Raw genomic sequence first — 25769 nt, forward strand, 5'->3', positions numbered from 1 at the left:
CAAATTAAAATCATGATATGATGAAACGAGATATTTTTCAGGCTATTGCCGATCCAACCCGCAGAGCTATTTTGGTATTAATTTCTTCTTCTGCATTGACGCCAAATGCTATAGCTGAAAAATTTAATGTAACTCGCCAGGCAGTTTCCAAACACATTAAAATACTTAATGAATGTGAACTGTTAGAAGAAAGAAAAACAGGAAGAGAAATATATTATCAGCTTAAAATCGATAAGATGAAAGAAATAGACCAATGGCTGGAACAATTTAAACAAATTTGGGCAAATCGTTTCAATCAGCTGGATCAGGTATTAATTAATTTAAAAACGAAAGAAAATGAAAACTAATCTTTTAATGAATTTTACAGTAGATAAAGAAAATAGCACAGTAAATGTGAAACGCGAATTCAGGGCTCCAATTTCAAATGTATGGGCTGCATGGACAGAACCTGAATTATTGGATAAATGGTGGGCGCCTGCTCCATGGAAATCCAGAACAAAAAATATGGATTTTAAAGTAGGGGGCCAAAGATTATATGCCATGGTTGGGCCTGAAGGAGAAGAACATTGGGCAATAGCTGATTATACTTCGATTAGTCCAAAAACAAATTTTAAGTATCTTGATGCTTTCAGTGACAGTGAAGGAAATTTGAATACAGATTTTCCTCGTTCAGACTGGAATGTGACTTTTACAGAGCAGGGCAGTGCTACATTTGTTGATGTTGCAATCAAACACGATAAACTTTCTGATTTAGAAATGATTATTGAAATGGGATTCAAGGAAGGTTTTACGATCGCGATGGAAGGTTTGGATACAATTTTTGAATCAGAACAAAGGTAAACAGGAATTAATTTTAATATTCAAACAATGTAAAGAGAAAATCTCTACAGCTAATTTGCTGTAGAGGTTTTTTTATGAGTTTTGAGCTTTAAATCGGATCAAAAAATGAATTGAACACAAAATTAAATTTTTTGAGGCAAAGAAAATGATTTCTAAAATCTATCTTTGTTAGTTCAATAAAGTATATTAAATACAGAATATGATGACAAAAAAAATCACCACAGTTGCTGTTTTTCTCATTACTTTAATTTCATTTTCTCAGGAAAAATTCACATTGAGTGGAACTATTACCGACTTTAGCAGTAATGAAAAACTAATAGGGGTCCATGTTTACATTCCATCTTTGAAAATTGGAACTTACACCAACAAATTTGGGTTCTATTCGCTAACACTTCCACCGGGTGATTATCGATTAAAAATAAAGAATTTAGGATATAAGGAAGTTGAAAAAATAATATCCTTAGAAGAGAATACTAGAGACAACTTATCCCTGAGTGAAAATAGTGAAGAACTTCAGGAGGTTGTTATTCAGGAGGTTAGGCATAAGTCTAATATTAAGTCACCTGAAATGAGTGTAAATAGACTTTCTGTTTCATCCATCAAAAAAATGCCTGTAGTATTTGGTGAAGTCGATGTTTTAAAATCTATTTTACTGTTGCCGGGAGTTACAAATGGTGGAGAAGGAGCTTCAGGTTTTAATGTAAGGGGAGGAGGCGCTGATCAGAATTTAATTTTATTAGACGAAGCGACTATATTTAATTCTTCACATGTTTTTGGTTTCTTTTCTGTTTTTAATCCTGATGCTGTTAAGAATTTAAAATTATATAAGGGAGGAATTCCGGCGCGTTATGGTGGCAGAGTGTCTTCGGTTTTAGATATTTATCAGAAAGACGGAAATAGTAAAGAATTTCATCTCAGCGGCGGTATAGGTTTGATTTCCAGTAGATTTCTCGCCGAAGGGCCAATCGTAAAAAATAAAGGTTCGTTTTTAGTAGCAGGGAGAACTTCTTATGCTCATTTATTTTTAAAATTATCAGAAGATCAAAAAAACAATGCGGCTTATTTTTATGACCTGAATACCAAGTTAAGTTACAAACTGAGCGAGAACAACAGCTTGTTTTTGTCGGGTTATTTTGGTCGTGATGTCTTTAAATTAAATGAAATTTTCATGAATACTTATGGAAATTCAACATTAAATTTACGTTGGAGTCATTTGTATTCAGATAAATTATTTGCAAATTTATCTTTAATCTATAGTGATTATTATTACGGGCTTGATTTAAATTTTGTAGGTTTTAAATGGAATTCCGGAATTAAAAATTATACTCTTAAATATGATTTTGAGAATTATATTTCAGATAAATTCAAATTGGGTTATGGTGTAAATGGAATTTATTATGAGTTTAATCCCGGAATAATAAAGCCTTTAAGTGATGAATTTACAATTAATCCGAAACAATTGGATGAAAAATATGCACTTGCAGTTTCATCTTACATTGGCTCAGAAAGTCAGCTTTCAAAAAGAGTAACGGTTTATGGCGGTTTAAGATTTAGTATGTTTTACCGTCTGGGAGCTTCTACAATTAATTTGTATGAGAATAATAAAGCAGTTGTCTTTAATCCTGAGATGCAGATTTATGAAAAGGGAACACCACTAGGTACCAAATATTACAATAAAAATAAAGTCATTGAAAGCTATAATAATTTTGAGCCGAGATTTTCTATTTCGTATCAGCTTAATGATGACCAGGCAATAAAAGCCAGTTATAACAGAATGGCGCAATATCTGCAGTTAATTTCGAATACTTCGTCTCCAACACCGCTTGATATCTGGATGCCAAGCGATAATTATATTAAGCCACAAATTGCTGATCAGGTAGCTTTAGGTTATTTTAGAAATTTTAATAACGGAGCCTACTCATTAGAAACAGAGGTTTATTATAAAAAAGTCAAAAACAGGCTGGATTATATTGACGGGGCTGATCTTATTGCTAATAATGCAATTGAGCAGGTAATTTTAAATGGACAGATGCGTTCTTATGGACTTGAGATTATGCTGAAGAAAAACCAGGGAAAATTCAACGGTTGGATTTCTTATACACTTTCAAAATCAGAACAGCAAACTCCGGGCAGAACACCTGAAGAAACAGGAATAAATAACGGACAATGGTATAATTCTGCTTACGATAAACTACATAATCTCGCTGTTACTTCAGCTTATAAATTAAATCAAAGATGGTCATTCGGAGCTAATTTTATTCTGCAGTCAGGGCAGCCGGTTTCGTATCCAAATAGTCAGTATGAGTATTTAGGGATAACTGTTCCCGGTTATGGATTACGAAATGAAAATCGCCTGCCAGCTTATCACCATTTGGATGTTTCAGCTACATTATCTCTGGAGAAAAATGAAAACAGAAAGTGGAAAGGAGAATGGGTTTTTAGTATATATAATTTGTATAATCGACAAAATGCAGCTTCAATCAACTTCCGTCAAAATGCTGATACAGGAAATAATGAAGCGATAAGAACATCGATTTTCGGGATTGTCCCGGCAATTACCTATAATTTTAAATTTTAAATCCTTTCAGCAATGAGAAATAAAATATATAGAATGAAAAAAGTAATCTTATCAATAGTGTTTTTTGTATCCTTGTTCTTTACAGGATGTGAAGAAGTAGTTGATGTTGATTTAGAAACTTCCGCTCCAAAATTAGTAGTAGAAGCAGCTATGAATTGGAGAAAAGGAACGTCCGGAGCCCAGCAGACAATAAAGCTGACAACTACAACAGGTTATTTCGAAGGTGAAATCCCAATAGTTACAGGGGCTGTTGTGTATGTTAAAAACAGTGCTAATCAGCAATTTAATTTTACAGAAGTGCCTAATTCAGGCAGATATGTGTGTAATAATTTTAAACCGGTTATCGATGAAAATTACACCTTGACTGTAATCAGTAACGGAAATACCTATACAGCGAGTGAAACACTAAAATCAGTAACTCCAATAACAGGTGTAACACAAGATTATGCCGGTGAACTTGCCGGTATTGTAGTCAGGGCTTACTATACTGATCCGGCAGATATAGATAATTATTATTTATACAGATATGTGTATTCAAATAAAATTACTTCAACTTACTATGCAGACAAAGATGAGTTTTATCAGGGGAATGAATTTTTCAGCGTTTCTGATGATGAAGATTTAAAGGCAGGAGACGAAGTCGAAATAACACATTATGGGATTTCAAAGCAATATTATAATTACATGAATATATTAGTAAGTATTGCGGGCAGCAATATTGGTGGGCCTTTTCAAACTCCTCCCGCAACTGTAAGAGGCAATATTATCAACACAACCGATAAAAGTAATTATCCGTTAGGTTATTTTTCGCTTAGTGAAATTGTTTCAAAAAAATACACAGTTAAATAATTTAGTTAAAAATGGACGCAAGGATTGAAATCTTAACTGAGAAAAAACTTATTGGTAAACACATAACAATGTCGTTCGTTGAAAATAAAACATTTCAGTTATGGAGCAGTTTTATGCCTGAGCGGAAAGAAATTAAAAATTCAATTGATTCTAATTTATATTCACTTGAAGTTTTTCCGATTGGATATTTCGATCATTTTGATGCTAAAAAGACCTTTGAAAAATGGGCTGCCATGGAAGTTTCTGATTACAATGAAATTCCAGCAGATATGGAAACTTTAATAATTCCCGGAGGCCTGTATGCCGTTTTTGTTCATAAGGGACCTGCAACAGAAGGAGACAAGACTTATCGTTTTATTTATACAGAATGGCTTCCGGCTTCTGAATTCAAGGTTGATGACAGGCCTCATTTTGCTGTTATGTCTGAGAATTACCAAAGAGATAATCCAAATTCAGAGGAAATTTGGATTCCTATAAAAAATAAAGTCTAAATTATGCTGACAGAAATTCTAAGATCGCTTTTTAATCGGGATCTCAATAAATTAAAAGAAGAAATTGAATCCTATCAAACTGAAAGTCAGCTTTGGATTGTCGATAAAAATATTGCTAATTCTGCAGGAAATCTTTGTCTGCATTTAATTGGTAATCTCAATACTTATATAGGTGCTGCACTTGGAAAAACAGGTTATATTCGTAATCGTCCTTTGGAATTTTCGGCAAAAGATGTTTTGAAAGCTGAGTTAATCAGTAAAATAGAGAAAACAATTTTGATGGTAAATGATACTCTGGATATTTTAACTGCGGCCGATTTAGAAGCTATTTATCCATCGGAATTTTTAGAAAGAGAAGAAGTAACGGGCTTTTTTTTAGTTCATCTTTCCACACATTTAACCTATCACTTGGGACAAATCAATTATCACCGGAGATTGCTGGATTTTTGATTCTGTAAAGATTACAAAACTGAAATTTGAAATATAAAATAGTAGCTGTACCTTTGCATCCAAAAAAAACTCAGCATGTCATCACATCATATAGTTCGCGACGATCAGGAGCCTGCATTAATTATTGCGAACGGAGCTGCATGTAGTTCTGAGTTATTAGGGCAACTGCTCGAATGGTCACCGCTCGTTGTCGTACTCGATTCGGCAATTGAACGTGTAATTGATTTAGGAATTAAAGTTGATGTGCTTTTAGGGGATTTTGATAGAGGTTTTGATCCTGAAATCTACAAAATAGCACAATATCCAATAGAAATTGTTTATACGCCCGATCAGGACAAAACCGATTTGGAGAAAGCTTTTGATTACCTGATCGAGAGGAAAATCCCCGCTGTAAACGTTGTTTGGGCAACTGGAAAACGTGCAGATCATACTATTACAAATCTTACCAATATTGTTCGCTACCGTAATTTGCTAAAAATTGTAATTCTGGACGATCATTCTAAAATATTTTTACTTCCCAATAGATTCGAAAAATGGTACACAGCAAAAACGCCAATTTCCCTGATTCCTATTGGTGTTGTAAACGGAATTGATTCAACTAATTTAGAATATGCGCTACAAAATGATACCCTGACTATGGGCTACAGAACCGGAAGCAGTAATTCCGTTGCAAAAGACGGAATAGTTACTATTACTCACAAAAGCGGTGACTTGTTGCTTATGGAATGTATTGATTGATTCTTGTTTTAGATTTATTTTTAAAGTTGATATTGAAATTGAATTTTGACATTGAAATTGAATTTGATGAAACTATTTACTTGTATCTTTGCTGCTCAGAACTATTGAATACATAAAATGCGAATTGATATTATTACGATTTTGCCGGAATTATTAAAAAGCCCTTTTGAGGCTTCGATTATGAAACGTGCCATTGATAAAGGTCTGGTTGAAGTTCATTTTCATAATTTACGCGATTATACTACCAATAAACAAAAAAGCGTTGATGATTATCCTTTTGGAGGAGGCGCCGGAATGGTAATGACCGTTCAGCCCATTGACGACTGTATTGCACACTTGAAAAGCCAGCGAGAATACGATGAAATCATTTATATGTCTCCCGATGGTGAAACTCTGAATCAAAAAATGGCTAATACCATGTCGATGTATGAAAATATCATTATTTTATGCGGACATTATAAAGGTGTAGACCAGCGTGTCCGGGATCACTTTATTACCAAAGAAATTTCAATCGGCGATTATGTTTTATCCGGAGGTGAATTAGGAGCGTTGGTTTTATCTGATGCATTAATCAGATTGATACCAGGGGTTTTAAGTGACGAAACTTCGGCATTGACAGATAGTTTTCAGGATAATCTGCTTTCTGGTCCTATATATACGAGACCCGCAGATTATAAAGGATGGAAAGTTCCTGAAGTTTTAACCAGCGGTCATGCAGCCAAAATTGACAAATGGCGTGAGGATATGGCGTATGAACATACAAAAAACAGACGCCCGGATTTACTGGAATAAATTCTAAATTTTTAAAATTCCAAATCCCAATTAATCAGTTAGTTAAAAAAATGGAATTTGGAATTTGTTTTTGTTTGGAGTTTTGTTTTTTTTATATACATTTGCACCCAAATTAGACCAACCTCTGGCGAAATCCGTGTATGTTGCTTTATTATAAAAACCATAATTTAAATTATCATGGCAGATTTATTAAAATTCGTTCAAAACGAATTCGTTGCTAAAAAAGATTTCCCTGATTTTGGAGCTGGAGATACTATCACAGTTTTCTACGAAATTAAAGAGGGTGAAAAAACAAGAACTCAGTTTTTTAAAGGAGTTGTTATTCAAAGAAGAGGTTCTGGTAACACAGAAACTTTTACTATTCGTAAAATGTCTGGATCAGTTGGTGTTGAGCGTATCTTCCCTGTGAACTTACCAGCTTTACAAAAAATTGAAATCAACAAGAAAGGTGCTGTACGTAGAGCAAGAATTTTCTACTTCAGAGATCTTACTGGTAAAAAAGCTAAGATTAAAGATAAAAGAAGATAATCATTTATCTCTTTGTTATAAAAAACTCGTTTCAGATAATTTGAAACGAGTTTTTTTTTGAGGCTGTTTTTTGAAATGCCAATACCATAATTTTTTACTGTAAAAATCATTGATTTAATAATTTAAAGTCTGCGAAATGGCAATCTGTTAATTTCAGGATTTCTCTTGAAAACTAAACCGTTTTCGCACTGTTTTTACTATATTTGCTCCGCTCATTTTGAGCCGAATATACCTTTCACATCGTCATTCTATGGCGATACGATTATAAAAAAAAAAAAATGACACAGAAATCAAAAATTTTTTACACCTTAACTGATGAGGCGCCATTATTAGCGACTTACTCTTTATTACCTATCGTTCAGGCTTTCACGGCTACAGCGGGTATCGCAATTGAAACCAGAGATATCTCTTTGGCAGGAAGAATTTTATCTAATTTTCCTGAATCTTTAACAGATGCTCAAAAAACAGGAGATGCTTTGGCTGAATTAGGTCAATTGGCTACTCAGCCGGAAGCTAACATTATTAAATTGCCAAACGTTTCTGCATCTGTGCCGCAATTAAAAGCGGCTATTGCTGAGTTGCAGTCTCACGGATATAATGTGCCAAATTTTCCTGAAGATCCTCAAAATGATGCTGAAAAGGAAATTAAAGCTAAATATGCAAAAGTATTAGGTTCTGCTGTAAACCCTGTTTTACGTGAAGGAAATTCTGACCGTAGAGCACCAAGAGCGGTTAAAAACTTTGCAAAAGCAAACCCTCACTCTATGGGTGCCTGGTCTGCTGACTCTAAAACGAAGGTTGCTTCTATGTCAGGTGGTGATTTTTACGGAAGTGAAAAATCTCTTACTGTTGCAGAAGCTAATGATGTAAAAATTGAATTTGTTGCTAAAGACGGTACAGCTACTATTCTTAAAGCAAGTACTCCGTTAAAAGCAGGTGAAATTATAGATAGCTCTGTTTTAAGTGTAAATAAATTAAAAGCTTTTGCTGCTGATGCAATTGCTGAAGCTAAAGCTGCAGGAGTATTACTTTCTGTACACTTAAAAGCGACTATGATGAAAGTTTCAGATCCAATTATCTTTGGTGCTATCGTTGAAGTATATTTTGCTGACCTTTTTAAAAAATACGAATCTTTATTCGCTGAATTAAATGTTGATACCAGAAATGGTTTAGGTGATATCTATGCAAAAATTGCCGGAAGACCTGAGCAGGCTGAGGTTGAAGCTGCTATTGCGCAAGCTATTGAAAACGGTCCTGCTCTTGCAATGGTTAATTCTGAAAAAGGAATTACAAATTTACACGTTCCTTCAGATGTAATTGTTGATGCTTCTATGCCGGCAATGATCCGTACTTCTGGTCAAATGTGGAACAAAGAAGGAAAACAACAAGATACATTTGCTGTTATTCCGGACAGATGTTATGCAGGAGTTTATACTGCAACAATTGATTTCTGTAAAAAACACGGAGCTTTTGATCCTAAAACAATGGGAAGTGTTCCTAACGTAGGTTTAATGGCTCAAAAAGCTGAAGAATACGGATCTCACGATAAAACTTTCCAAATGAAAGGGGAGGGAGTTGTTCGTGTTGTTGCCCAAAACGGAAATGTTTTAATGGAACAAAACGTTGAAACGAATGATATTTTCAGAATGTGTCAGGCTAAAGATGCTCCTATTCAGGACTGGGTTAAACTAGCTGTAAACAGAGCTCGTTTATCTGATACTCCTGCAGTTTTCTGGTTAGACGAAAACAGGGCACACGACAGAGAACTGATCGTAAAAGTTCAAAAATATCTTAAAGATTACGATACTGCAAACTTGGATATCCGCATTTTAAACCCTGTTGCTGCTACTGAATTTACTTTAGACAGAATCATTAAAGGTTTAGATACAATTTCTGTAACCGGAAATGTTTTACGTGACTACTTAACAGATTTATTCCCAATCTTAGAATTAGGAACTTCTGCAAAAATGTTATCCATTGTTCCTTTAATGAACGGTGGCGGATTGTTTGAAACAGGTGCCGGAGGTTCTGCTCCTAAGCACGTTGAGCAATTTACAGAAGAAGGATACTTACGTTGGGATTCGTTAGGGGAATTTTTAGCCCTTGGTGCTTCATTAGAGCACTTAGGTCAGACTTTAGACAATGCTAAAGCTATCGTTTTATCTGAAACTTTAGATCAGGCTAATGATAAATTTTTAGCTAATGATAAATCTCCTGCCCGCAAAGTAGGTCAGATTGATAACCGTGGTTCTCACTTTTACCTTGCTTTCTATTGGGCCCAGGCTTTAGCTGCCCAGACAAAAGATGCTGAATTAAAAGCAATCTTCACTCCAATCGCTGCTGAATTTGAAGCTAACGAAGCTAAAATCGATGCAGAATTAATTGGTGCACAAGGTAAAGCTCAGAATATTGGCGGTTACTACCAGCCAACTCCTGAATTAGTTAGCAAAGCAATGCGTCCTAGTGAAACTTTCAATGCTATTATTGCTAAAATTGCATAATTAATTAAAGCAATCTTAATTATATATTGAAAAGACAACCAGAAATGGTTGTCTTTTTTTTGTTTATTTGTTACCTACACTCCCATAATCAATTTAGAAAAAAAGCTATAAATAAGCGAACATTCATTTATATTTAATATCTTTGCATTATTGAACTTCATATAAAATGCGGACAAGAGATATTAATAAAGAAGAACTGGTTAAACAGAAAGCTATAGAGATGCTGGTGAAGTATGGAATAGAGGGCTTCGGAATGAATCGGCTAGCAAAAGAAAGTGGAGTTTCTGTAGCGACATTATATATTTATTATTCAGATAAAGAAGATTTGATAAAGAAAATCGGGACAGAAATTGGGCAAACGTTTTTTAGTGAAATGGTAAAGGATTTTTCCCCGACAATGTCTTTTAAAGAAGGCTTACGAAAACAGTGGGAAAACAGGGCAAGATTTGCATTAAAAAATCCTTTAAAAGTTGCTTGTTGGGAAGCTTTAAGCCATTCCAGTTATCGGGATGATATGCTGGAAGAAAGTCTTGCTAATTTCAAAAAAACAATGTGGAGTTTTGTAGAAAATGCATTTGAAAAGAAAGAGCTGCTCCCAGTTTCAATTGAAGTATTCTGGAGTGTAGCTTATGGGCCTTTGTACGCTTTACTGCGTTTTGAAAATGAAGGAAAAAGTTTTGGAGATACACCATTTAAACTCACCAAAGAAAAAATGGATGAGGCATTTGAATTAGTAATTAAAGCACTAACGCCATAAATTGATATTGTCATGGAAGATACTCTGAATAATATATTGGTATTTGCAACCAACATTAGAACTGATAACGACAAAAAAATAATAAGTCGAACACTTAATGATATTTCAGAAATTCAGGAATGGAATATTGATCAGGAAGATGTTGATTGTGTTTTGCGCATCGTAAGTGAAATATTATCCGAAGAACAGATAATCAATATTCTTCATCAAAACAACTTTAATTGCACACCATTAGACTAAAATAAAATGAAAGAACAGAATCAAACGATACCTTTTACAGGTTATCAAAAATTTGCGGTATTTATATTAGCAATTACTCAATTTACTGTCATTCTCGATTTTATGGTGATGTCTCCATTAGGAGATATTCTAATGAAAGATTTAGATTTAAAGCCCACACATTTTGGTTTAGTAGTTTCAGCATATGCTTTTAGTGCAGGAATTTCAGGACTTCTTACCGCCGGTTTTGCAGATAAATTCGACCGAAAAAAGTTATTACTATTCTTTTATATAGGTTTTATTGGTGGTACTATTTTATGTGGTGTTGTAAATTCCTACCCTTTACTTGTTGCTGCCAGAATAGTTACAGGTTTGTTTGGAGGTGTAATAGGTTCAATTTCAATGGCAATTGTAGCAGATTTATTTGCATTACAGCAACGTGGCCGTGTGATGGGATTTCTTCAAATGGGTTTTGGGGCAAGTCAGATTCTTGGAATCCCGATTGGATTATATCTGGCGAATGCATGGGGCTGGCACGCACCATTTTTATGGGTTGCAGGAATGGCAGCAATAATAGCAGCTCTAATTGCTATGAAATTAAAACCAATTAAAGAGCACCTCGGCCTTCAGGAAGATAAATCGGCTTTTACTCACTTACTGCATACCATTCGTAAAAAAGAATACAGGATTGGGTTTACCGCTACAGCTTTACTTTCAATAGGAGGGTTTATGATGATGCCCTTTGGGAGCGCTTTTGCTATTAATAATTTAAAAATCACACAAGAAGAATTACCAATTGTATTTATGATTGCTGGTTTGTCTACTTTGGTGATAATGCCGGTTATAGGTAAGCTAAGTGATAAAATAGATAAATTCAGAATATTTGTTTACGCTTCTGCGTGGACAGTTGTGATGGTTGGTGTTTATACGAATCTTAGGGAAAACCCGCTTTGGCTGGTTGTTATTTTTAATGTACTTATGATGATGGGGGTAATGGGGCGTATGGTTCCTTCAACAGCATTAGTAACTTCAATACCAGCTATGAAAGACAGAGGTGCTTTTATGAGTATTAACTCTTCACTTCAACAAATTGCCGGTGGAATAGCGGCTGCTTTTGCAGGAACAATTGTAGTGCAAAAGGATAAATTTAGTCCATTGGAACATTATAACACATTAGGGATTGTAATTATTGCCATTTCAATTGTAGCAATATTACTCATGCACCGTGTAAGCAAGCTGATAAAAAGAAAGACTGGAGAAGCCACAATGTCTATTTCGACTATTCATGAAGTTTAAGAAATATAAACATTGTATTTTAAGCCCATATTTTGAGTTGTCTTTTTTTACAATCTTTACAATTCAACAATTTTTTTTTTGATCTATATCAGGTCATAGGTCTGGCCTTTTTTAATTGATATAATTTTAGATATCTATTTTATAATATTCCTTATTATTAACTCTCTTTAAATCAATTATATTGTTGTTAATTTCGTAGGTAAAATTCTCAGCAAAATCTACAATAAAATACTTAAAACAGGCTATAACATTATTGGCAATATTATCAATATTATAAGTTGGCAGTTTTATTGTACAAATATCACCAAGTTTGAGATTGTTTTTTATTGCTGTAAGTGTTGATATATTCCAATTTGCTCTTGCTCCGTCAAAATTCCAAATGTCATCATTGGTGCCATCAATTTCTATTCTGTTTTTCATTTTATTGGTTGTTTAAATATTTTACACAAAAATACAATCTCTATGAGTTTTCTCCAATTATATAAAATCTATTTGAAATAGTACTGCTGTAAAATTGTCTATTTAATAAATTAGTTTGAATTTTTAATTGGATTTTTATTGTGTACACGGATTTATAACTTAGGTCATAATAAGAAAGTCACTTAGGTAAAGAAGTGACTTTTGATATATATATATTTTTAAACTCTTAATTTTCTTACCCCAACCAACCATCACGATCCAGACTACGATACTGTATTGCTTCCGCAATATGCGATGGAGCTATTTGAGGAGCGGCATCTAAGTCGACAATAGTTCTGGCGACTTTTAAAATGCGATCATAAGCCCTTGCTGAAAGATTCAGTCGCTCCATGGCCGTTTTCAATAATTCTTTTGATTGTTCGTCAAGAACACAATATTCCCGTATTAATTTGCTACTCATTTGTGCATTGTAATGAATATTAGCCAATTGTTCAAACCGGACAGACTGAACTTCACGGGCTGAAGTTACTCTTTGTCTGATAGAGGCACTGCTCTCGGATTTATTATCATCTGATAATTTTTCAAAAGGTACCGGTGTTACTTCTATATGAATATCAATTCGATCTAATAAAGGGCCTGAAATTTTACTCATATAGCGCTGCATTTCATGTGGAGATGAAGTGTTAGGCATCGAAGGATCATTAAAAAATCCACTTGGACTCGGATTCATACTTGCCACCAGCATAAAAGAAGAAGGGTAAGTGACTGTAAACTTAGCTCTTGAAATTGTAACTTCCCGGTCTTCGAGAGGCTGACGCATTACCTCTAAAACATCTCTTTTAAATTCCGGTAATTCATCCAGAAATAAGACACCGTTGTGTGCCATTGAGATTTCTCCCGGCTGAGGATAACTTCCTCCTCCAACAAGGGCAACATTCGAAATTGTATGATGTGGACTTCGAAAAGGTCTTTGATTCATTAAACCAACCTCTTTTAATTTGCCTGCAACGCTATGAATTTTTGTAGTTTCAAGTGCTTCTCTCAGGGTCATTGGGGGTAAAATGCTAGGCAAGCGTTTTGCTAACATTGTTTTTCCTGCCCCTGGAGGACCAATCAGAATAATATTATGTCCTCCGGCAGCAGCAATTTCCATGCAGCGTTTAATGCTTTCCTGGCCTCTAACATCAGAAAAATCAAACTCTGGAAAATCTAAGGTTTTATAAAACTCAGCACGTGTATCAATGACTGTAGGTTCCAAAGTTCCTTTTCCTTCAAAGAAATCGATGACTTCCTGAACATTTTCAACTCCGTAAACGTCCAGTCCTGCAACAATAGCAGCTTCTTTTACATTTTGCTTTGGAAGAAAAAAGCCTTTATAGCCTTCTTCTTTAGCTTTAATGGCAATTGAGAGCGCACCATTTATAGATTGTAAGCTTCCATCCAATGAAAGTTCCCCCATAATAATATATTGATCAATTTCGGCAGCCTTTATCTGGTCTGAAGCTACTAGAATTCCAATTGCTAAGGTTAAATCATAAGCGGAACCTTCTTTACGCAAATCCGCGGGCGCCATATTTATTGTTATCTTTTTGCCCGGCATAGCATAACCATTATTTTTAAGAGCCGCAGCTATACGATAACTGCTTTCTTTTATAGCATTATCTGGCAGGCCTACTAAATGATAACCAATACCTTTATCCGTATTAACTTCAACAGTTATAGTGGTGGCTTCAACTCCAAAAACTGCACTTCCAAAAACCTTTATGAGCATGAATTAATTTATTAATTGTAAATATTTATTTAGCTTTAGCAAAATAATAAAATATTTTAATAAATAAAGTATTACAATAATAAATTTTTATCTGAATCTAATCAAATTTTAAACCGATCTGATTTTTTACTTCTTCGACAATGCTGCTTAACTCTAAACTGTTCTGATGTGACCACAGTTGACTTTCGATTTGATTATTTTTTATGCAGTTATGGCATTCAATTGCTTCATGTGCATAGCCTTTTCCAATATTTGGAATCTTAAAATTTTCTTCCTGTTCATTTTCAATAATAGAATATCCTTCTGTCATAAACCAAGGGGAGTCAATGTCAATTCTTCCGTTAGTGCCGCTAATGGTGGCTTTCATATCAGAAGCAGAAACCAAACCGGCGTGTAAAACTGACTGAGCTGACTGATATTGTAAAATCATAGTAGTCTGTAAATCGACTCCTGTTGTATGAAAAGTTGATTTTGCAAGGATCTCTTCCGGAATTCCAAGTATAATATAGGAGAGAAATAATGGATAAACCCCAATGTCATAAAGAGCTCCGCCACCTAATTTTTTGTCTGTCAGTCTAATTCCTAATTCACTATTATAATAAGCAAAATCAGCTTTAAGATATTTGATATTTCCTATTTCGTTATTTTTTACTTTAGACAGCAGTTCACGAATTGATGGAATAAATCGCGTCCAAAAAGCTTCCATGAAAAATTTATTGTATTTTTTTGACGCTTTAATCATTTGTACAGCATCATAATGGGATAACGATAAAGGCTTTTCGCATAATACATGTTTTCCGTTTTTCATTGCCAGAATTGATAATTCTGCGTGAGAATCGTGAGGTGTTGCTATATAAACGATATCAACACTGTCATCTAAAAAAAGATCATTGTATGATCCGTAAAATTTATTGCAATCATATTTTTTTGCAAAATCATTTGCTTTAGCGATGTCTCTTGAAGCAACAGCATATAATTCGGCTTCCTCAATTAATTCTAAATCGGAAGCAAACTGATTAGCAATATTTCCTAATCCAATAATGCCCCATCTTATTTTTTGATCTTTATTCATCTTGAATTATAATTATAAAAATGTTAAACAATCAAAGATAAATCAACCTAATTAAATAATAGATATGTTTTTTGTAGACTATGTTCAATTTCTTACATATTATATTTATTAAAAATTAAAAAAGGATGAATTTTTATTATTTCAGGATTAATATTTTGTAAAATTTATATATGTTTTAAGAAATAGGTGTAAAACAAAGGGGGGTAAAATGAAAAATTAACAAAAATTAAACATTATGCAGTATTTTTTATGGGGGGTATGTGATGATTTTATATTTTTACCCAAAATTTTAAAACTAAATAACGATGCGAAAAATTATTTTAAGTGTGATTCTTATCACAATTTTGTTACTGTCCATTTTTTCTATTTCATTTGTTACTGAATCAAAAACATTGGGAGCTCACGTTGTCGAATTGAAAATGGACACAGGAGATACCGCATGGATGGTTGTTGCAACTGCTTTTGTATTATTAATGACACCAGGTTTAGGTTTCTTCTACGGAGGTATGGTTGGTAAGAAAAACGTAATTAGTACTATGCTGCAAAGTTTTATGGCAATGGTAATTGTTACTATTCTATGGGTAGTTATTGCTTTTGGATTATGTTTTGGTCCATCAATAGGCGGATTCATAGGAGATCCTACTTCAAATATATTCTTTCAGGGTGTTAGTGCCAATACTGCCTGGGAGTTAGCACCAACAATTCCTTTTATCCTTTTTGCATTGTTTCAGGCAAAATTTGCAATCATTACTCCGGCCTTAATTACAGGAGCTTTTGCAGAACGTGTACGTTTCTGGGCTTATTTGTTATTTATGGTTTTATTTATATTATTGATTTACGCTCCATTATGTCACATGACTTGGCATCCTGATGGATTATTCTTCGGATGGGGAGTTTTAGATTTCGCTGGCGGAACAGTAGTACACATGAGCGCTGGATGGGCTGCATTAGCAGGAGCTATATTCTTAGGAAAACGTAAAGTTCAAAAAGTAAATCCTGCAAGAATCACTTACGTGTTGTTAGGTACAGGTTTATTATGGTTCGGATGGTTTGGTTTCAATGCTGGTTCTGCTGTTGGAGCTGGAAGCCTTGCAGCTCAGGCTTTAGGAACTACAACTGTTGCAGCTGCTTCTGCGGCAATGGCATGGGTATTCCTTGATAAGATATTAGGTCACAAATTATCTGCTATGGGTGCTTGTATCGGAGCTGTTGTAGGATTAGTAGCTATTACACCTGCTGCTGGTTTTGTATCTATCCCTCACGCTTTAGCAATTGGTATTATCGCTGCTGTAATTAGTAATATTGTTGTTAGCAAATTCCCTAAAGGAAAAATCGATGATGCTCTTGATGTTTTTGCTTGCCACGGTGTTGGTGGTATGGTAGGAATGTTGTTGACTGGAGTTTTTGCTTCTAAAGATGTAAATTCTATTGTTGGGGACAATCAGGGATTAATTTTTGGTGATGCTACTTTGTTCTTAACACAATTAAAAGCATTAGTATTGGTTTCAGTATTTGCTTTTGTAAGCTCTTATGTTTTATTCTTCATTGTAAACAAAATTACTCCTCTAAGAGTTACTGAAGAAAAAGAAGAATTAGGATTAGATATCTCTCAACACGGAGAATACCTATAAGAAGTTTAATCAGCTTTATTAATATAAAAATGCCCTCTAAGTTTAAATTTAGAGGGCATTTTATTTTGAATTAATTCAACCTTGTTTTATTATTTCAATTATTATAATTAAAAAATGGTTCTATAAAAAGAAAAGAAATATACCAGACAAAATACAATCAAAAATAAATAATCACCATGATTTGATATTTCTACTTTTGTCAATCATGCATTCCTTGCTCTCTTCGTGTTTTGAAATTGTCTTTATTAAGTATGTAAAATAAAAATGCCAATAAAGCAAATGTTTTACTAATAATTAAATCTAAAAAATCAAGAAATTTCATTTGTTACTTGAAATTTGAAATTCCTTGTCTTAACCAGGTTAAATATTCCTCAACACCAACATAACTAATAGTAGGTTTTGAGTTATTCAGATTATTTCCTTCTAAATCTGTAATAACGTACAAGGGCTGTGTATTCGTTTTGTATTTTGAAATCATAAACTCAGTCCATTTGTCACCAATTGTTTCGATTTTATTTCCCGTAGCTGTTACAAATTGTTTTTCTGCAGGCAATTCACGTTTATCATCAACATATAAAGAAATCAAAACCACTTCATTTTTTAAGATTGGTAAAACTTTGTCATCAGACCAAACATTGTTTTCCATCTTTCTGCAATTTACACAGGCATGACCTGTAAAATCAAGCATAATAGGTTTGTTTACAGATTTAGCATAAGCCAATCCATTGTCATAATCGTCAAAAACAACAATTCCATGAGGACCTAATTTTGCGCCCTTTGGTAATTCCTGCTGGCTCGTATTTGTGGCTCCTGAGCCGCCTATTCCAAAAGGGCTTTCGCTATATGTGGGCGGTGGTGGAAAAGCACTAATCAATTTCAAAGGTGCTCCCCAAAGCCCGGGTATCAAATAAATTGTAAAGGCCATAGAAAGCAATCCTAAATACAATCTTCCAACAGAAATATGCTGTAAAGGGCTATCATGCGGTAATGTAATTTTTCCGAAAAGATACAAAGCCAAAGCTCCAAAAATAGTAATCCAGATTACCAAAAAGACTTCTCTTTCCAGAAAATGCAATTGCAAAACCAAATCAGCATTTGATAAAAATTTGAAAGCAAATGCTAATTCTAAAAACCCTAAAACTACTTTTACAGTATTCAGCCAGCCACCGGATTTGGGTAATGAATGCAGCCATCCCGGAAACAATGCAAACAGCATAAAAGGTAAAGCTAACGCTAATGAAAATCCAAACATTCCAACTATTGGACCAACTACCCCATTTGTTGCAGCTTCAACTAAGAGCGACCCAACAATGGGGCCTGTACAGGAGAAAGATACAATAGCCAATGCCAAAGCCATAAATAATATTCCGATTATCCCGCCTCTGTCTGCTTGTTGATCTACTTTATTCGCCCATGAATTAGGCAGCATAATTTCAAATCCTCCTAAAAAAGAAGTCGCAAAAATGATTAATAAAACAAAGAATCCAATATTAAACCAAACATTTGTTGCCAAAGAATTTAAAGCATCTGCTCCAAAGATTAATGAAACCAGAAATCCAAGTGAAACATAAATTACAATAATGGAAATTCCATAAATAATTGCATTTCTAATTCCGGAAGCTTTTGTTTTGCTCTGTTTTGTGAAAAAGCTTACTGTCATAGGAATCATCGGAAAAACACAAGGTGTGAGCAATGCTGTAAATCCAAATAAGAAAGCGACCAAAAAGACAGACCATAAACTTCTGGCCGAAGCTGGGGCTTGTGTTTTAGCTTTTGCATCCAACTTTGTTTCTGCTGTTTCAGCTTTAGCAGTTTTTACAGTTGTATTTAAAGTGTCTACAGCAATTCCCGTTACTTTAGTTTCATCTAATTTAGTCTCAGATACCGTTGGAATAGCAGCTTCTACTTTCGATAAGGATGGAATAGCAATTGAGAATTTTTTATTGGAATTGATACAGACTTCTTTACAAACCTGAAAATCAAATTCAGCCTCAACGGTTTTTAAATTAGGATTTATAATTTTGATTTCCTGCTCAATATGTGCTTTTCCTTCGAAAAAAGTTTCGTTTACTCCAAAAATGTCATTAAAGGCTGTTTTGGTTTTTCCTTCTTTTGCTTTGCCTATCAACTCATAATTCCCTTTTTGATTTTTAAAGCTAATTTCTAAAGCCAAAGGACCTCCTTCCGGAGTAAATTGGGAATACATGTGCCAGTCTTTTTCTATAATTCCGTCAAAAATTAAAACAAAATTGGTTTCAGATTTCTTCTCGATTTTAGAAGTCCATTTTACCGGTTCTATTATCTGGGCGTTACTGTTTGAAAAAGAAAAAAAGAAAAACAGTATAAATAAAATGGATTTACTCCAGAAACTTTTTGGCGTTAGTGCCTGACGGGATTGATTAAAGTTCATTATTGCAGTTCTATTTTAAGTATTTTATTTGAGGTATCTTCTATTTTAAATCTTTCGTCCTGCCTAATTCCGACTACCCATACAATTTGGTTTTTTGAACATAAAAGCCATGCGTTTTCTTTTTCAATCAGCGATAACTTTTCGTCCTTAAAAAGTTTACTGATTTTCTTTGACTTTCCTTTCATACCAAAAGGCTGAAAAGAATCACCCTCCTGCCATTTTCGTAAAATCATCGGGTACTGAATTTTTTCAGCATCTACAAATATAACTTTATTTGAATCTATAGTTATGTGACTAACGTTACAAAGCTTCAACTTTAAGGGAAAATTAACTTCTGTGTCGTTTTCGTTGATTTCAAATTCTTCATTTTCCGATAATTCAGAAATTGGACTTAAAATCAAAGTTTCTCTGTTTTTTAGTAATCGAAACTCTGTTGAAAATACTTGTTTCCCAGATTGTCCGTCAACTAAATCATAAATATCATTCCATGCCAGAAATCCAAATTCATTCAGCCATTGGTATAAATACGATTTGTAATTGGGTAATTTTTTAAGCTGGTTTAAATCGAAATGAATGTCTTCTCCGGCTTCTTTTGCAACCTGTTGGTAAATCATAATCGAAGCATCTTCAGCCATTTCGTTTGATTCCTGTAAATAGGATTGCGTTTTTTGAAAAGCCTTTAAAAAATTTGGATTGATTTCCTTTAAAACAGGAACTAAATTATGACGGATTTTATTTCGCAGGTATTTATTCGAAGCATTGCTGCTGTCTTCCCGCCATTCGATATTATTTTCTTTGGCGTAATTCAGGATTTCTTCCCTTGAAAAAGGCAGAAGCGGGCGAATAATTTTATCATTTTGTTCCGGAATTCCAACCAAACCATCTAGTCCGGTACCACGGCTGAGGTTGATGATAAAAGTTTCCAGATTATCATCTGCGTGATGAGCTGTCAATATATAATCGAAATTATGTGTCTCCAATAGTTCATAAAACCAGCTATACCTTAGTTCCCGGGCTGCTATCTGGGTAGACAATTTGTAATCTTTTGCAAAAGCTTTGGTATCAAACTGGGTGGTAAAAATGGAGACCTTGTTTTCTTCGCAGTAATTTCGAATAAAATCTTCATCACCAAAACTTTCCAATCCGCGAAGCTGAAAATTACAATGCAAAACCGCAATTTTATATTCTAATTGCTGAAACAAATGGAGCAAAACCATACTGTCCAGTCCGCCGCTGACAGCAAGAAACAGTTTTTTGTTTTTCAAAAACGGAAATCTAGCCGAAATATGATTTTTAAAATTTGAAAGCATCTGTAAAATTAAAAGATGAATATTTGAAATGCAAAATTAAGGCTTTTGAAAAAATATAAGGATCTATGAAAGTTGTTCCTGTAACTTTTTAATATCGTCACGCAATTTGGCAGCCTGTAAGAAGTCTAATTCTTTTGCTGCTTTTTCCATTGATTTACGCTTTTCACGAATTAATTTTTCTAATTCAGGTTTTGATAAATAAGTTGCTTCCGGCTCGGCTGCTGCTTGCAGAGTATGCCCAAGTTCATATTCGACCAATGGATTTTTGGTAAAAGCACTTTCGATTTTTTTGTTTAATGCCTGTGGTGTTATGTTATTTTCTGTGTTGAAATTAATTTGTTTGGTTCTACGGTAATTGGTTTCGTCAATTGTTTTTTGCATACTGGCTGTAATTTTATCAGCATACATAATTGCTTTCCCATTTATATTTCTGGCCGCACGTCCAATAGTCTGGGTTAAAGATCTGTGATTTCTTAAAAAACCTTCCTTATCGGCATCCAAAATAGCAACCAGCGAAACCTCCGGTAAATCCAGACCTTCACGAAGTAAGTTGACTCCAATTAATACATCGAAAATCCCTTTTCGTAAATCCTGCATGATTTCGATACGCTCCAAAGTATCTACTTCTGAGTGAATATAACGGCAGCGAACATTTACTTTAGTTAAATATTTAGCTAATTCTTCTGCCATTCTTTTGGTTAAAGTAGTTACTAAAACCCTTTCATCCAATTCACAACGTACCTGAATTTCCTCTATTAAATCATCAATTTGGTTTAAACTTGGTCTTACCTCAATAGTAGGATCCAATAATCCGGTTGGACGAATAATCTGTTCTACATAAATACCATCCGATTTTTGTAATTCGTAATCGGCCGGAGTTGCAGAAACATACACCACCTGATTTTGCATGGCTTCGAATTCTTCAAATTTCAAAGGTCTGTTGTCCATTGCAGCAGGTAAACGAAAACCATATTCAACCAGATTTTCTTTTCTGCTTCGGTCACCTCCGTACATGGCGTGAACCTGTGAAACGGTTACATGGCTTTCATCAATCACCATTAAATAATCGCTTGGAAAATAATCCAGCAGACAGAAAGGTCTTGTTCCGGCTTCTCTTCCGTCAAGGTAGCGGGAATAATTCTCAATTCCGGAGCAATAGCCCAATTCACGAATCATTTCCAAATCAAAATTGGTTCTTTCTTCCAGACGTTTCGCTTCGAGATGTTTTCCTATTTCTTTAAAATAATCAACCTGCTTTACCAAATCCTGCTGAATTTCCCAAATAGCACCCTGCAATACATCCGGCGAAGTCACAAACATATTAGCCGGATAAATGGTCAGCCTTTTGAATTTTTCGATTACCTGTGAAGTTTTTACATCAAACGACTCAATTTCTTCAATTTCATCTCCAAAAAAATGAATTCTGTACGCATCATCAGCATAGCTTGGGTATACTTCTACGATATCACCTTTAATACGGAAAGTTCCGGGATTAAAATCCGCTTCAGTTCTGGCGTATAAACTTTGTACCAGGTTGTGTAATAATTTAGTCCTCGAAATAACCTGATCCCTTGTAATTTCTATTACATTTTTTTGAAATTCCACTGGGTTTCCGATACCATACAAGCAAGAAACCGAAGCCACTACTAAAATATCCCTGCGTCCGGAAAGCAATGAAGAAGTCGTGCTTAAACGCATTTTTTCCAGTTCTTCATTGATAGATAAATCCTTTTCTATAAATACACCTGTAACCGGCATAAAAGCTTCCGGCTGGTAATAGTCGTAGTAGGATACAAAATATTCAACTGCATTATTGGGGAAAAACTGTTTGAATTCTGAATACAACTGGGCTGCCAAAGTTTTGTTATGTGCCAAAACCAATGTTGGTTTCTGTACTTCCTGTATCACATTGGCCATTGTAAATGTTTTACCTGAACCCGTTACACCTAAGAGCGTTTGGTATTTTTCACCATCAACAATACCTTGTGAAAGTTTTTGGATTGCCTGAGGCTGATCTCCTTTTGGACTATATTCTGAGGATACCTGAAAATTCATTTAGAAGTATGAAAAAATTAGTTTTGTAAAGATACAAAGTTTGAATACTATTAAATGTTAAGTTCTTCTTATTCTAAAAAATTGACCATAGCATCATTAACTGCTTTTGTTTGATCAATGCTCAAAAAATGTCCAGCATCTTTAACTATTTTAGTCTTGCTGTTCGGCATAAATTTTTTTGCTTTTTCCAGACTATCTTCTGAATTGATTACATCTTTATCACCAATAAGTATTAAAACGGGATTTTTGATGGATTTTAATTCTTCATTAGAAAAAGGCGTCATCTTTAACATGCTTGAATTTGATTTTGCATATTTGTTTGCCAGGTAAAATTGTCTTTTGTAAACAGGACTAATTTTTTCCGGATGGGTAGAAAACGTTTCCAGTGTTTTTCCGAATTTCTTTTCGCTAGGAAAAAGTTTTAACATTAAAGCGGATGATGTTTTGCCAACTTTATCAATAAATTCAAAGGTTTGTGCAGGACTTAGAAGGACTATTTTATCAATTGAATTTTCTTTTTGAACTGCCAGTAACGTTGCAATCCAGCCACCACGTGAAGCTGCTACAATATCAAACTTTTTTAATTTGTAATGTGTAAAAATATCTTGGTACCAGACCACTATATTTTCTTTCGAAAGAGGTTTGGCAGTCAGATTGGATTTTCCGGGTTCCATTATAAAGTCAATCGCATATATTCGATGATTTTTTGCCAAAGCCTTAATGTTGGGATACCACATTGTAGAGGAGGCGTCCATTCCGTGCAGCAGCACTAAATCTTTTCCGTTTTTAGGGCCTGCAGTTATAACATGCGCAGTTCCGAAACTGGTTTTAATGTTTTCTTCAGTATATGGGATATTCCAAAGTTTTAATGCTTTGTCGTATGAGTTTAGATAACTTTGTTTTTCTTTTTGTGTGTGAAAAACATAATCATCAAATTTTGCTTTTTTAGAAGCACAGCCACAAAGCAGAAATAAAACTATAAATGTATGTAGTACTCTTTTCATCATCGTATATTCAATTTTACTATAAAAATACGATAATGAAATACTACTTGCGTTCCAGAATTTTGTTTCAAAATATCAAAATTATAAGCTTTATGTTTTTTTTGCTTGTGAGATGATAAATCTGAACAAAAGCTAAAATAGTATTGGGAATAATTACCGGCAATAGCCATTGACTAATATCCCCCGAGATCTTTTAAAAAGATGCTATAAATTACAAAGCAGATACATTCAAAAAGATTAATAAAACGAATAGTTCTGAGATCTTTGAGTAGAAAACCTTCTACTATAAAAACGGATGCGAGACAACCTATGTTTTGTTGTTTTTTTAATAGTTAGTAGTTATGCTAGCGAAAGTAAATTATAAAATCGAGGTTTTTAAGTTTGAAATCTAACTCTTAAATTAGTTATAACTTTTTTGGATTTCGGCTCGTATGTCGAATCCTCAAAATATAAATGTTTTCTGAAGTTATTCTGTAAGAAATTCGATAACTGTAAATTTCATAAGCCGATAATTTACATTAGTTGGAATTTTCATTTCATGCAATTCATAAATCTCCCAATTCGTACCTAAGATTGTAACCGAATTATAAATTGTACCAATAACTTTGTTTGGGATATTTTTACTTTTAGATTCTTCTAATAAATGGAAATATATTTTTTCAAGCTGATTTTGAGCAGCTTTTGACCAAATTATTTTTTTTTCCATTGTTCAATTTTATTCTTAACTTCATTATGAGAATAAAAATTACCGCTATGAATATCATTTTCAGCAACTTTTAAGTCATTGTTATATTCTTCCGAATAAGCTGCTTTAGGTGAAGTTTTTCGGCTATCTAAAATCGTTTTTAATGCTGATAAAAATACATCGTCATCAATTTTCTCAATTTCAGAAATCAGGATATTTTTAAGCTGAAGCGTATTCATAATGTTATAATTTATCCGAAGTTACAAACAAAATTTTATATCAGCACTGAATCCGTCTTAAAATTTCCATGTTTCTTGTTCAGTATTACTCAAAAAAGTCCAGGCAACAATTCGGCTTGTTTTTTGGCCCTGAGCCATATCAATTGTTTTGACTACGGCTGGGTTTACTTTTTTCAAAGTTTTGTAAATGGCTGAAAGATTTTCTTTTTTAGAAACCAGCGTAGTAAACCATAAACATTGTGAAGCGTATTTTACACTTTCGTAGATCATTTGGGTTATGAAACCAATTTCACCGCCATTACACCACAATTCGGCGTTTTGACCTCCGAAATTTAAAACAGGATTTGTATTTTTTTTATCATTAGGATTGAGATTCGAAATTTTTCTGGAAGCACTTTTATTGGCTTCTTCTGCAGACGCATGAAATGGCGGGTTACACATGGTAAATGTAAAACGATCTTCCGGTATGATAATGTTTTTAAAAATAAAACGCGATTCTCTTTGTTGTTGTAAACTGATGGCTTCAGTCAATTTTGGATTGGCTTCAATTATTTTACTGCAGTTTTCGATTGCCTTTTTATCAATATCTGTCCCTACAAAACTCCAGTTGTAAATTGCGCTTCCTAAGATTGGGTAAATACAGTTGGCTCCGGTTCCTATATCCAGTCCTAAAACTGAAGAACCCACCGGGATATTTCCGTTGTTGGTTTCAGCCAGTAAATCGGCCAGATAATGAATGTAATCTGTTCTTCCGGGAATGGGCGGACAGAGATAGTTTTTAGGAATATCCCAACTTTGGATGTCATAATAGGTTTGCAGCAAAGCTTTGTTGAGTTTTTTTACAGCAAGCGGGTTACTGAAATCGATCGTTTCAATTCCGTGTTGGTTTATGAAGACAGAAGTTTTTAGCTCTGGACAATTTGAAATAAGAAGTTCGAAATCATAACGTGAACGATGAAGATTTCGTGAATGTAAATTGTTTTTTTCTGAATTGTCTGTTGTTTTCATTTTTTTCATTTTCAGTGCAAAGATAGTCATTCCTTTAAGCATTTAAGTAACTATCTGCTGAAGTTCTATGTAATATAAATCTGAAAAGAATACAATTAATATTTCTATACTATAAGAAAATTCTA

The 25769-nt window shown here is 34.1% G+C and carries 25 protein-coding genes; 14 read left to right on the forward strand and 11 right to left on the reverse strand.

The annotated features are described in order from the left end of the window. Positions 1-20: 20 nt before the first annotated feature. From GXM16_RS18605 to GXM16_RS18665, 13 genes are all read left to right on the forward strand, one after another. Positions 21-347, forward strand: coding sequence for an ArsR/SmtB family transcription factor (locus GXM16_RS18605; RefSeq protein ID WP_163395998.1), 327 nt, complete (start codon positions 21-23; stop codon positions 345-347). Then, positions 337-840, forward strand: a complete 504-nt coding sequence (locus GXM16_RS18610) for an SRPBCC family protein (protein ID WP_163395999.1) — start codon at positions 337-339, stop codon at positions 838-840. The genes GXM16_RS18605 and GXM16_RS18610 overlap by 11 nt, the downstream gene beginning before the upstream one ends. A 199-nt stretch (positions 841-1039) precedes the next feature. Next, positions 1040-3418 (forward strand): TonB-dependent receptor, encoded by a 2379-nt coding sequence (locus GXM16_RS18615; RefSeq protein ID WP_163396000.1) that lies wholly within the window; start codon positions 1040-1042, stop codon positions 3416-3418. A 33-nt stretch (positions 3419-3451) separates the two neighbouring features. Further along, positions 3452-4267 (forward strand): DUF4249 domain-containing protein, encoded by an 816-nt coding sequence (locus tag GXM16_RS18620; RefSeq protein ID WP_163396001.1) that lies wholly within the window; start codon positions 3452-3454, stop codon positions 4265-4267. An 11-nt stretch (positions 4268-4278) separates the two neighbouring features. Next, complete coding sequence (locus GXM16_RS18625) at positions 4279-4758, forward strand: GyrI-like domain-containing protein (RefSeq protein ID WP_163396002.1); 480 nt, start codon at positions 4279-4281, stop codon at positions 4756-4758. Between the two features lie 3 nt (positions 4759-4761). Then, on the forward strand, positions 4762-5208 hold the full coding sequence (locus GXM16_RS18630; protein WP_163396003.1) for a DUF1572 family protein: 447 nt from the start codon (positions 4762-4764) through the stop codon (positions 5206-5208). Between the two features lie 75 nt (positions 5209-5283). Then, entirely contained in the window at positions 5284-5946 is a 663-nt protein-coding gene (locus GXM16_RS18635; RefSeq protein ID WP_163396004.1) for a thiamine diphosphokinase, read from the forward strand. A gap of 117 nt (positions 5947-6063) precedes the next feature. Continuing rightward, positions 6064-6738 (forward strand): tRNA (guanosine(37)-N1)-methyltransferase TrmD, encoded by a 675-nt coding sequence (trmD, locus tag GXM16_RS18640; RefSeq protein WP_163396005.1) that lies wholly within the window; start codon positions 6064-6066, stop codon positions 6736-6738. Between the two features lie 177 nt (positions 6739-6915). Beyond that, complete coding sequence (rplS, locus tag GXM16_RS18645; RefSeq protein WP_163396006.1) at positions 6916-7266, forward strand: 50S ribosomal protein L19; 351 nt, start codon at positions 6916-6918, stop codon at positions 7264-7266. A 278-nt stretch (positions 7267-7544) separates the two neighbouring features. Beyond that, positions 7545-9767, forward strand: a complete 2223-nt coding sequence (locus GXM16_RS18650) for an NADP-dependent isocitrate dehydrogenase (RefSeq protein WP_163396007.1) — start codon at positions 7545-7547, stop codon at positions 9765-9767. A gap of 166 nt (positions 9768-9933) precedes the next feature. Beyond that, a complete protein-coding gene (locus tag GXM16_RS18655) occupies positions 9934-10524 on the forward strand; it encodes a TetR/AcrR family transcriptional regulator (RefSeq protein ID WP_163396008.1) in 591 nt (196 codons plus the stop codon). Between the two features lie 12 nt (positions 10525-10536). Then, entirely contained in the window at positions 10537-10764 is a 228-nt protein-coding gene (locus tag GXM16_RS18660; protein ID WP_163396009.1) for a hypothetical protein, read from the forward strand. A gap of 6 nt (positions 10765-10770) precedes the next feature. Then, positions 10771-12039: an MFS transporter gene (locus tag GXM16_RS18665; RefSeq protein ID WP_163396010.1), complete on the forward strand. Its 1269-nt coding sequence runs from the start codon at positions 10771-10773 to the stop codon at positions 12037-12039. A 126-nt stretch (positions 12040-12165) separates the two neighbouring features. Here the strand turns inward: GXM16_RS18665 and GXM16_RS18670 are convergent, their stop codons facing one another. The 3 genes from GXM16_RS18670 to GXM16_RS18680 form a co-directional block, all read right to left on the reverse strand. Beyond that, on the reverse strand, positions 12166-12459 hold the full coding sequence (locus GXM16_RS18670) for a hypothetical protein (protein ID WP_163396011.1): 294 nt from the start codon (positions 12457-12459) through the stop codon (positions 12166-12168). Positions 12460-12694: 235 nt separating this feature from the next. After that, the gene (locus tag GXM16_RS18675; protein WP_163396012.1) at positions 12695-14230 is read right to left on the reverse strand and encodes a YifB family Mg chelatase-like AAA ATPase; all 1536 of its coding nucleotides are present in this window, start codon (positions 14228-14230) and stop codon (positions 12695-12697) included. A 97-nt stretch (positions 14231-14327) separates the two neighbouring features. Continuing rightward, entirely contained in the window at positions 14328-15302 is a 975-nt protein-coding gene (locus tag GXM16_RS18680; protein ID WP_163396013.1) for a Gfo/Idh/MocA family protein, read from the reverse strand. 305 nt (positions 15303-15607) lie between these two features. Here GXM16_RS18680 and GXM16_RS18685 point away from each other — a divergent pair, with 305 nt between their 5' ends. Continuing rightward, positions 15608-16933 carry an ammonium transporter gene (locus GXM16_RS18685; protein ID WP_163396014.1) on the forward strand — a complete coding sequence of 442 codons (1326 nt, stop codon included), beginning with the start codon at positions 15608-15610 and terminating at the stop codon, positions 16931-16933. A 325-nt stretch (positions 16934-17258) separates the two neighbouring features. Here GXM16_RS18685 and GXM16_RS18690 read toward each other — a convergent pair whose 3' ends face one another. The 8 genes from GXM16_RS18690 to rlmF all read right to left on the reverse strand — a co-directional run bounded on the left by GXM16_RS18690 (position 17259) and on the right by rlmF (position 25644). Beyond that, a complete protein-coding gene (locus tag GXM16_RS18690) occupies positions 17259-19343 on the reverse strand; it encodes a protein-disulfide reductase DsbD family protein (protein WP_163396015.1) in 2085 nt (694 codons plus the stop codon). Beyond that, on the reverse strand, positions 19343-20653 hold the full coding sequence (gene tilS, locus GXM16_RS18695) for a tRNA lysidine(34) synthetase TilS (RefSeq protein WP_163396016.1): 1311 nt from the start codon (positions 20651-20653) through the stop codon (positions 19343-19345). The genes GXM16_RS18690 and tilS overlap by 1 nt, the downstream gene beginning before the upstream one ends. 63 nt (positions 20654-20716) lie before the next feature. Further along, positions 20717-22708: an excinuclease ABC subunit UvrB gene (gene uvrB / locus GXM16_RS18700; RefSeq protein ID WP_163396017.1), complete on the reverse strand. Its 1992-nt coding sequence runs from the start codon at positions 22706-22708 to the stop codon at positions 20717-20719. A 68-nt stretch (positions 22709-22776) separates the two neighbouring features. After that, on the reverse strand, positions 22777-23715 hold the full coding sequence (locus tag GXM16_RS18705) for an alpha/beta fold hydrolase (RefSeq protein ID WP_244307522.1): 939 nt from the start codon (positions 23713-23715) through the stop codon (positions 22777-22779). Positions 23716-24116: 401 nt separating this feature from the next. Beyond that, the gene (locus GXM16_RS22910) at positions 24117-24209 is read right to left on the reverse strand and encodes a type II toxin-antitoxin system RelE/ParE family toxin (protein WP_308422544.1); all 93 of its coding nucleotides are present in this window, start codon (positions 24207-24209) and stop codon (positions 24117-24119) included. After that, on the reverse strand, positions 24179-24418 hold the full coding sequence (locus GXM16_RS18710; protein WP_229684386.1) for a hypothetical protein: 240 nt from the start codon (positions 24416-24418) through the stop codon (positions 24179-24181). The genes GXM16_RS22910 and GXM16_RS18710 overlap by 31 nt, the downstream gene beginning before the upstream one ends. After that, on the reverse strand, positions 24403-24636 hold the full coding sequence (locus GXM16_RS18715) for a hypothetical protein (protein WP_163396018.1): 234 nt from the start codon (positions 24634-24636) through the stop codon (positions 24403-24405). The genes GXM16_RS18710 and GXM16_RS18715 overlap by 16 nt, the downstream gene beginning before the upstream one ends. Positions 24637-24693: 57 nt before the next feature. Continuing rightward, complete coding sequence (gene rlmF, locus GXM16_RS18720; RefSeq protein WP_163396019.1) at positions 24694-25644, reverse strand: 23S rRNA (adenine(1618)-N(6))-methyltransferase RlmF; 951 nt, start codon at positions 25642-25644, stop codon at positions 24694-24696. Between the last annotated feature and the right edge of the window lie 125 nt (positions 25645-25769).

Source organism: Flavobacterium limi (genome assembly GCF_010645075.1).
In the GTDB taxonomy this organism is placed as follows: domain Bacteria; phylum Bacteroidota; class Bacteroidia; order Flavobacteriales; family Flavobacteriaceae; genus Flavobacterium; species Flavobacterium limi.

What these genes read in the sequence shown, in the direction of transcription:
- GXM16_RS18605 (WP_163395998.1), top strand. Translation starts at nt 21, where the DNA reads ATGAAACGAGATATTTTTCAGGCTATTGCCGATCCAACCCGCAGAGCT.
- GXM16_RS18610 (WP_163395999.1), top strand. Translation starts at nt 337, where the DNA reads ATGAAAACTAATCTTTTAATGAATTTTACAGTAGATAAAGAAAATAGC.
- GXM16_RS18615 (WP_163396000.1), top strand. Translation starts at nt 1,040, where the DNA reads ATGATGACAAAAAAAATCACCACAGTTGCTGTTTTTCTCATTACTTTA.
- GXM16_RS18620 (WP_163396001.1), top strand. Translation starts at nt 3,452, where the DNA reads ATGAAAAAAGTAATCTTATCAATAGTGTTTTTTGTATCCTTGTTCTTT.
- GXM16_RS18625 (WP_163396002.1), top strand. Translation starts at nt 4,279, where the DNA reads ATGGACGCAAGGATTGAAATCTTAACTGAGAAAAAACTTATTGGTAAA.
- GXM16_RS18630 (WP_163396003.1), top strand. Translation starts at nt 4,762, where the DNA reads ATGCTGACAGAAATTCTAAGATCGCTTTTTAATCGGGATCTCAATAAA.
- GXM16_RS18635 (WP_163396004.1), top strand. Translation starts at nt 5,284, where the DNA reads ATGTCATCACATCATATAGTTCGCGACGATCAGGAGCCTGCATTAATT.
- trmD (WP_163396005.1), top strand. Translation starts at nt 6,064, where the DNA reads ATGCGAATTGATATTATTACGATTTTGCCGGAATTATTAAAAAGCCCT.
- rplS (WP_163396006.1), top strand. Translation starts at nt 6,916, where the DNA reads ATGGCAGATTTATTAAAATTCGTTCAAAACGAATTCGTTGCTAAAAAA.
- GXM16_RS18650 (WP_163396007.1), top strand. Translation starts at nt 7,545, where the DNA reads ATGACACAGAAATCAAAAATTTTTTACACCTTAACTGATGAGGCGCCA.
- GXM16_RS18655 (WP_163396008.1), top strand. Translation starts at nt 9,934, where the DNA reads ATGCGGACAAGAGATATTAATAAAGAAGAACTGGTTAAACAGAAAGCT.
- GXM16_RS18660 (WP_163396009.1), top strand. Translation starts at nt 10,537, where the DNA reads ATGGAAGATACTCTGAATAATATATTGGTATTTGCAACCAACATTAGA.
- GXM16_RS18665 (WP_163396010.1), top strand. Translation starts at nt 10,771, where the DNA reads ATGAAAGAACAGAATCAAACGATACCTTTTACAGGTTATCAAAAATTT.
- GXM16_RS18670 (WP_163396011.1), bottom strand. Translation starts at nt 12,459, where the DNA reads ATGAAAAACAGAATAGAAATTGATGGCACCAATGATGACATTTGGAAT.
- GXM16_RS18675 (WP_163396012.1), bottom strand. Translation starts at nt 14,230, where the DNA reads ATGCTCATAAAGGTTTTTGGAAGTGCAGTTTTTGGAGTTGAAGCCACC.
- GXM16_RS18680 (WP_163396013.1), bottom strand. Translation starts at nt 15,302, where the DNA reads ATGAATAAAGATCAAAAAATAAGATGGGGCATTATTGGATTAGGAAAT.
- GXM16_RS18685 (WP_163396014.1), top strand. Translation starts at nt 15,608, where the DNA reads ATGCGAAAAATTATTTTAAGTGTGATTCTTATCACAATTTTGTTACTG.
- GXM16_RS18690 (WP_163396015.1), bottom strand. Translation starts at nt 19,343, where the DNA reads ATGAACTTTAATCAATCCCGTCAGGCACTAACGCCAAAAAGTTTCTGG.
- tilS (WP_163396016.1), bottom strand. Translation starts at nt 20,653, where the DNA reads ATGCTTTCAAATTTTAAAAATCATATTTCGGCTAGATTTCCGTTTTTG.
- uvrB (WP_163396017.1), bottom strand. Translation starts at nt 22,708, where the DNA reads ATGAATTTTCAGGTATCCTCAGAATATAGTCCAAAAGGAGATCAGCCT.
- GXM16_RS18705 (WP_244307522.1), bottom strand. Translation starts at nt 23,715, where the DNA reads ATGATGAAAAGAGTACTACATACATTTATAGTTTTATTTCTGCTTTGT.
- GXM16_RS18710 (WP_229684386.1), bottom strand. Translation starts at nt 24,418, where the DNA reads ATGGAAAAAAAAATAATTTGGTCAAAAGCTGCTCAAAATCAGCTTGAA.
- GXM16_RS18715 (WP_163396018.1), bottom strand. Translation starts at nt 24,636, where the DNA reads ATGAATACGCTTCAGCTTAAAAATATCCTGATTTCTGAAATTGAGAAA.
- rlmF (WP_163396019.1), bottom strand. Translation starts at nt 25,644, where the DNA reads ATGAAAACAACAGACAATTCAGAAAAAAACAATTTACATTCACGAAAT.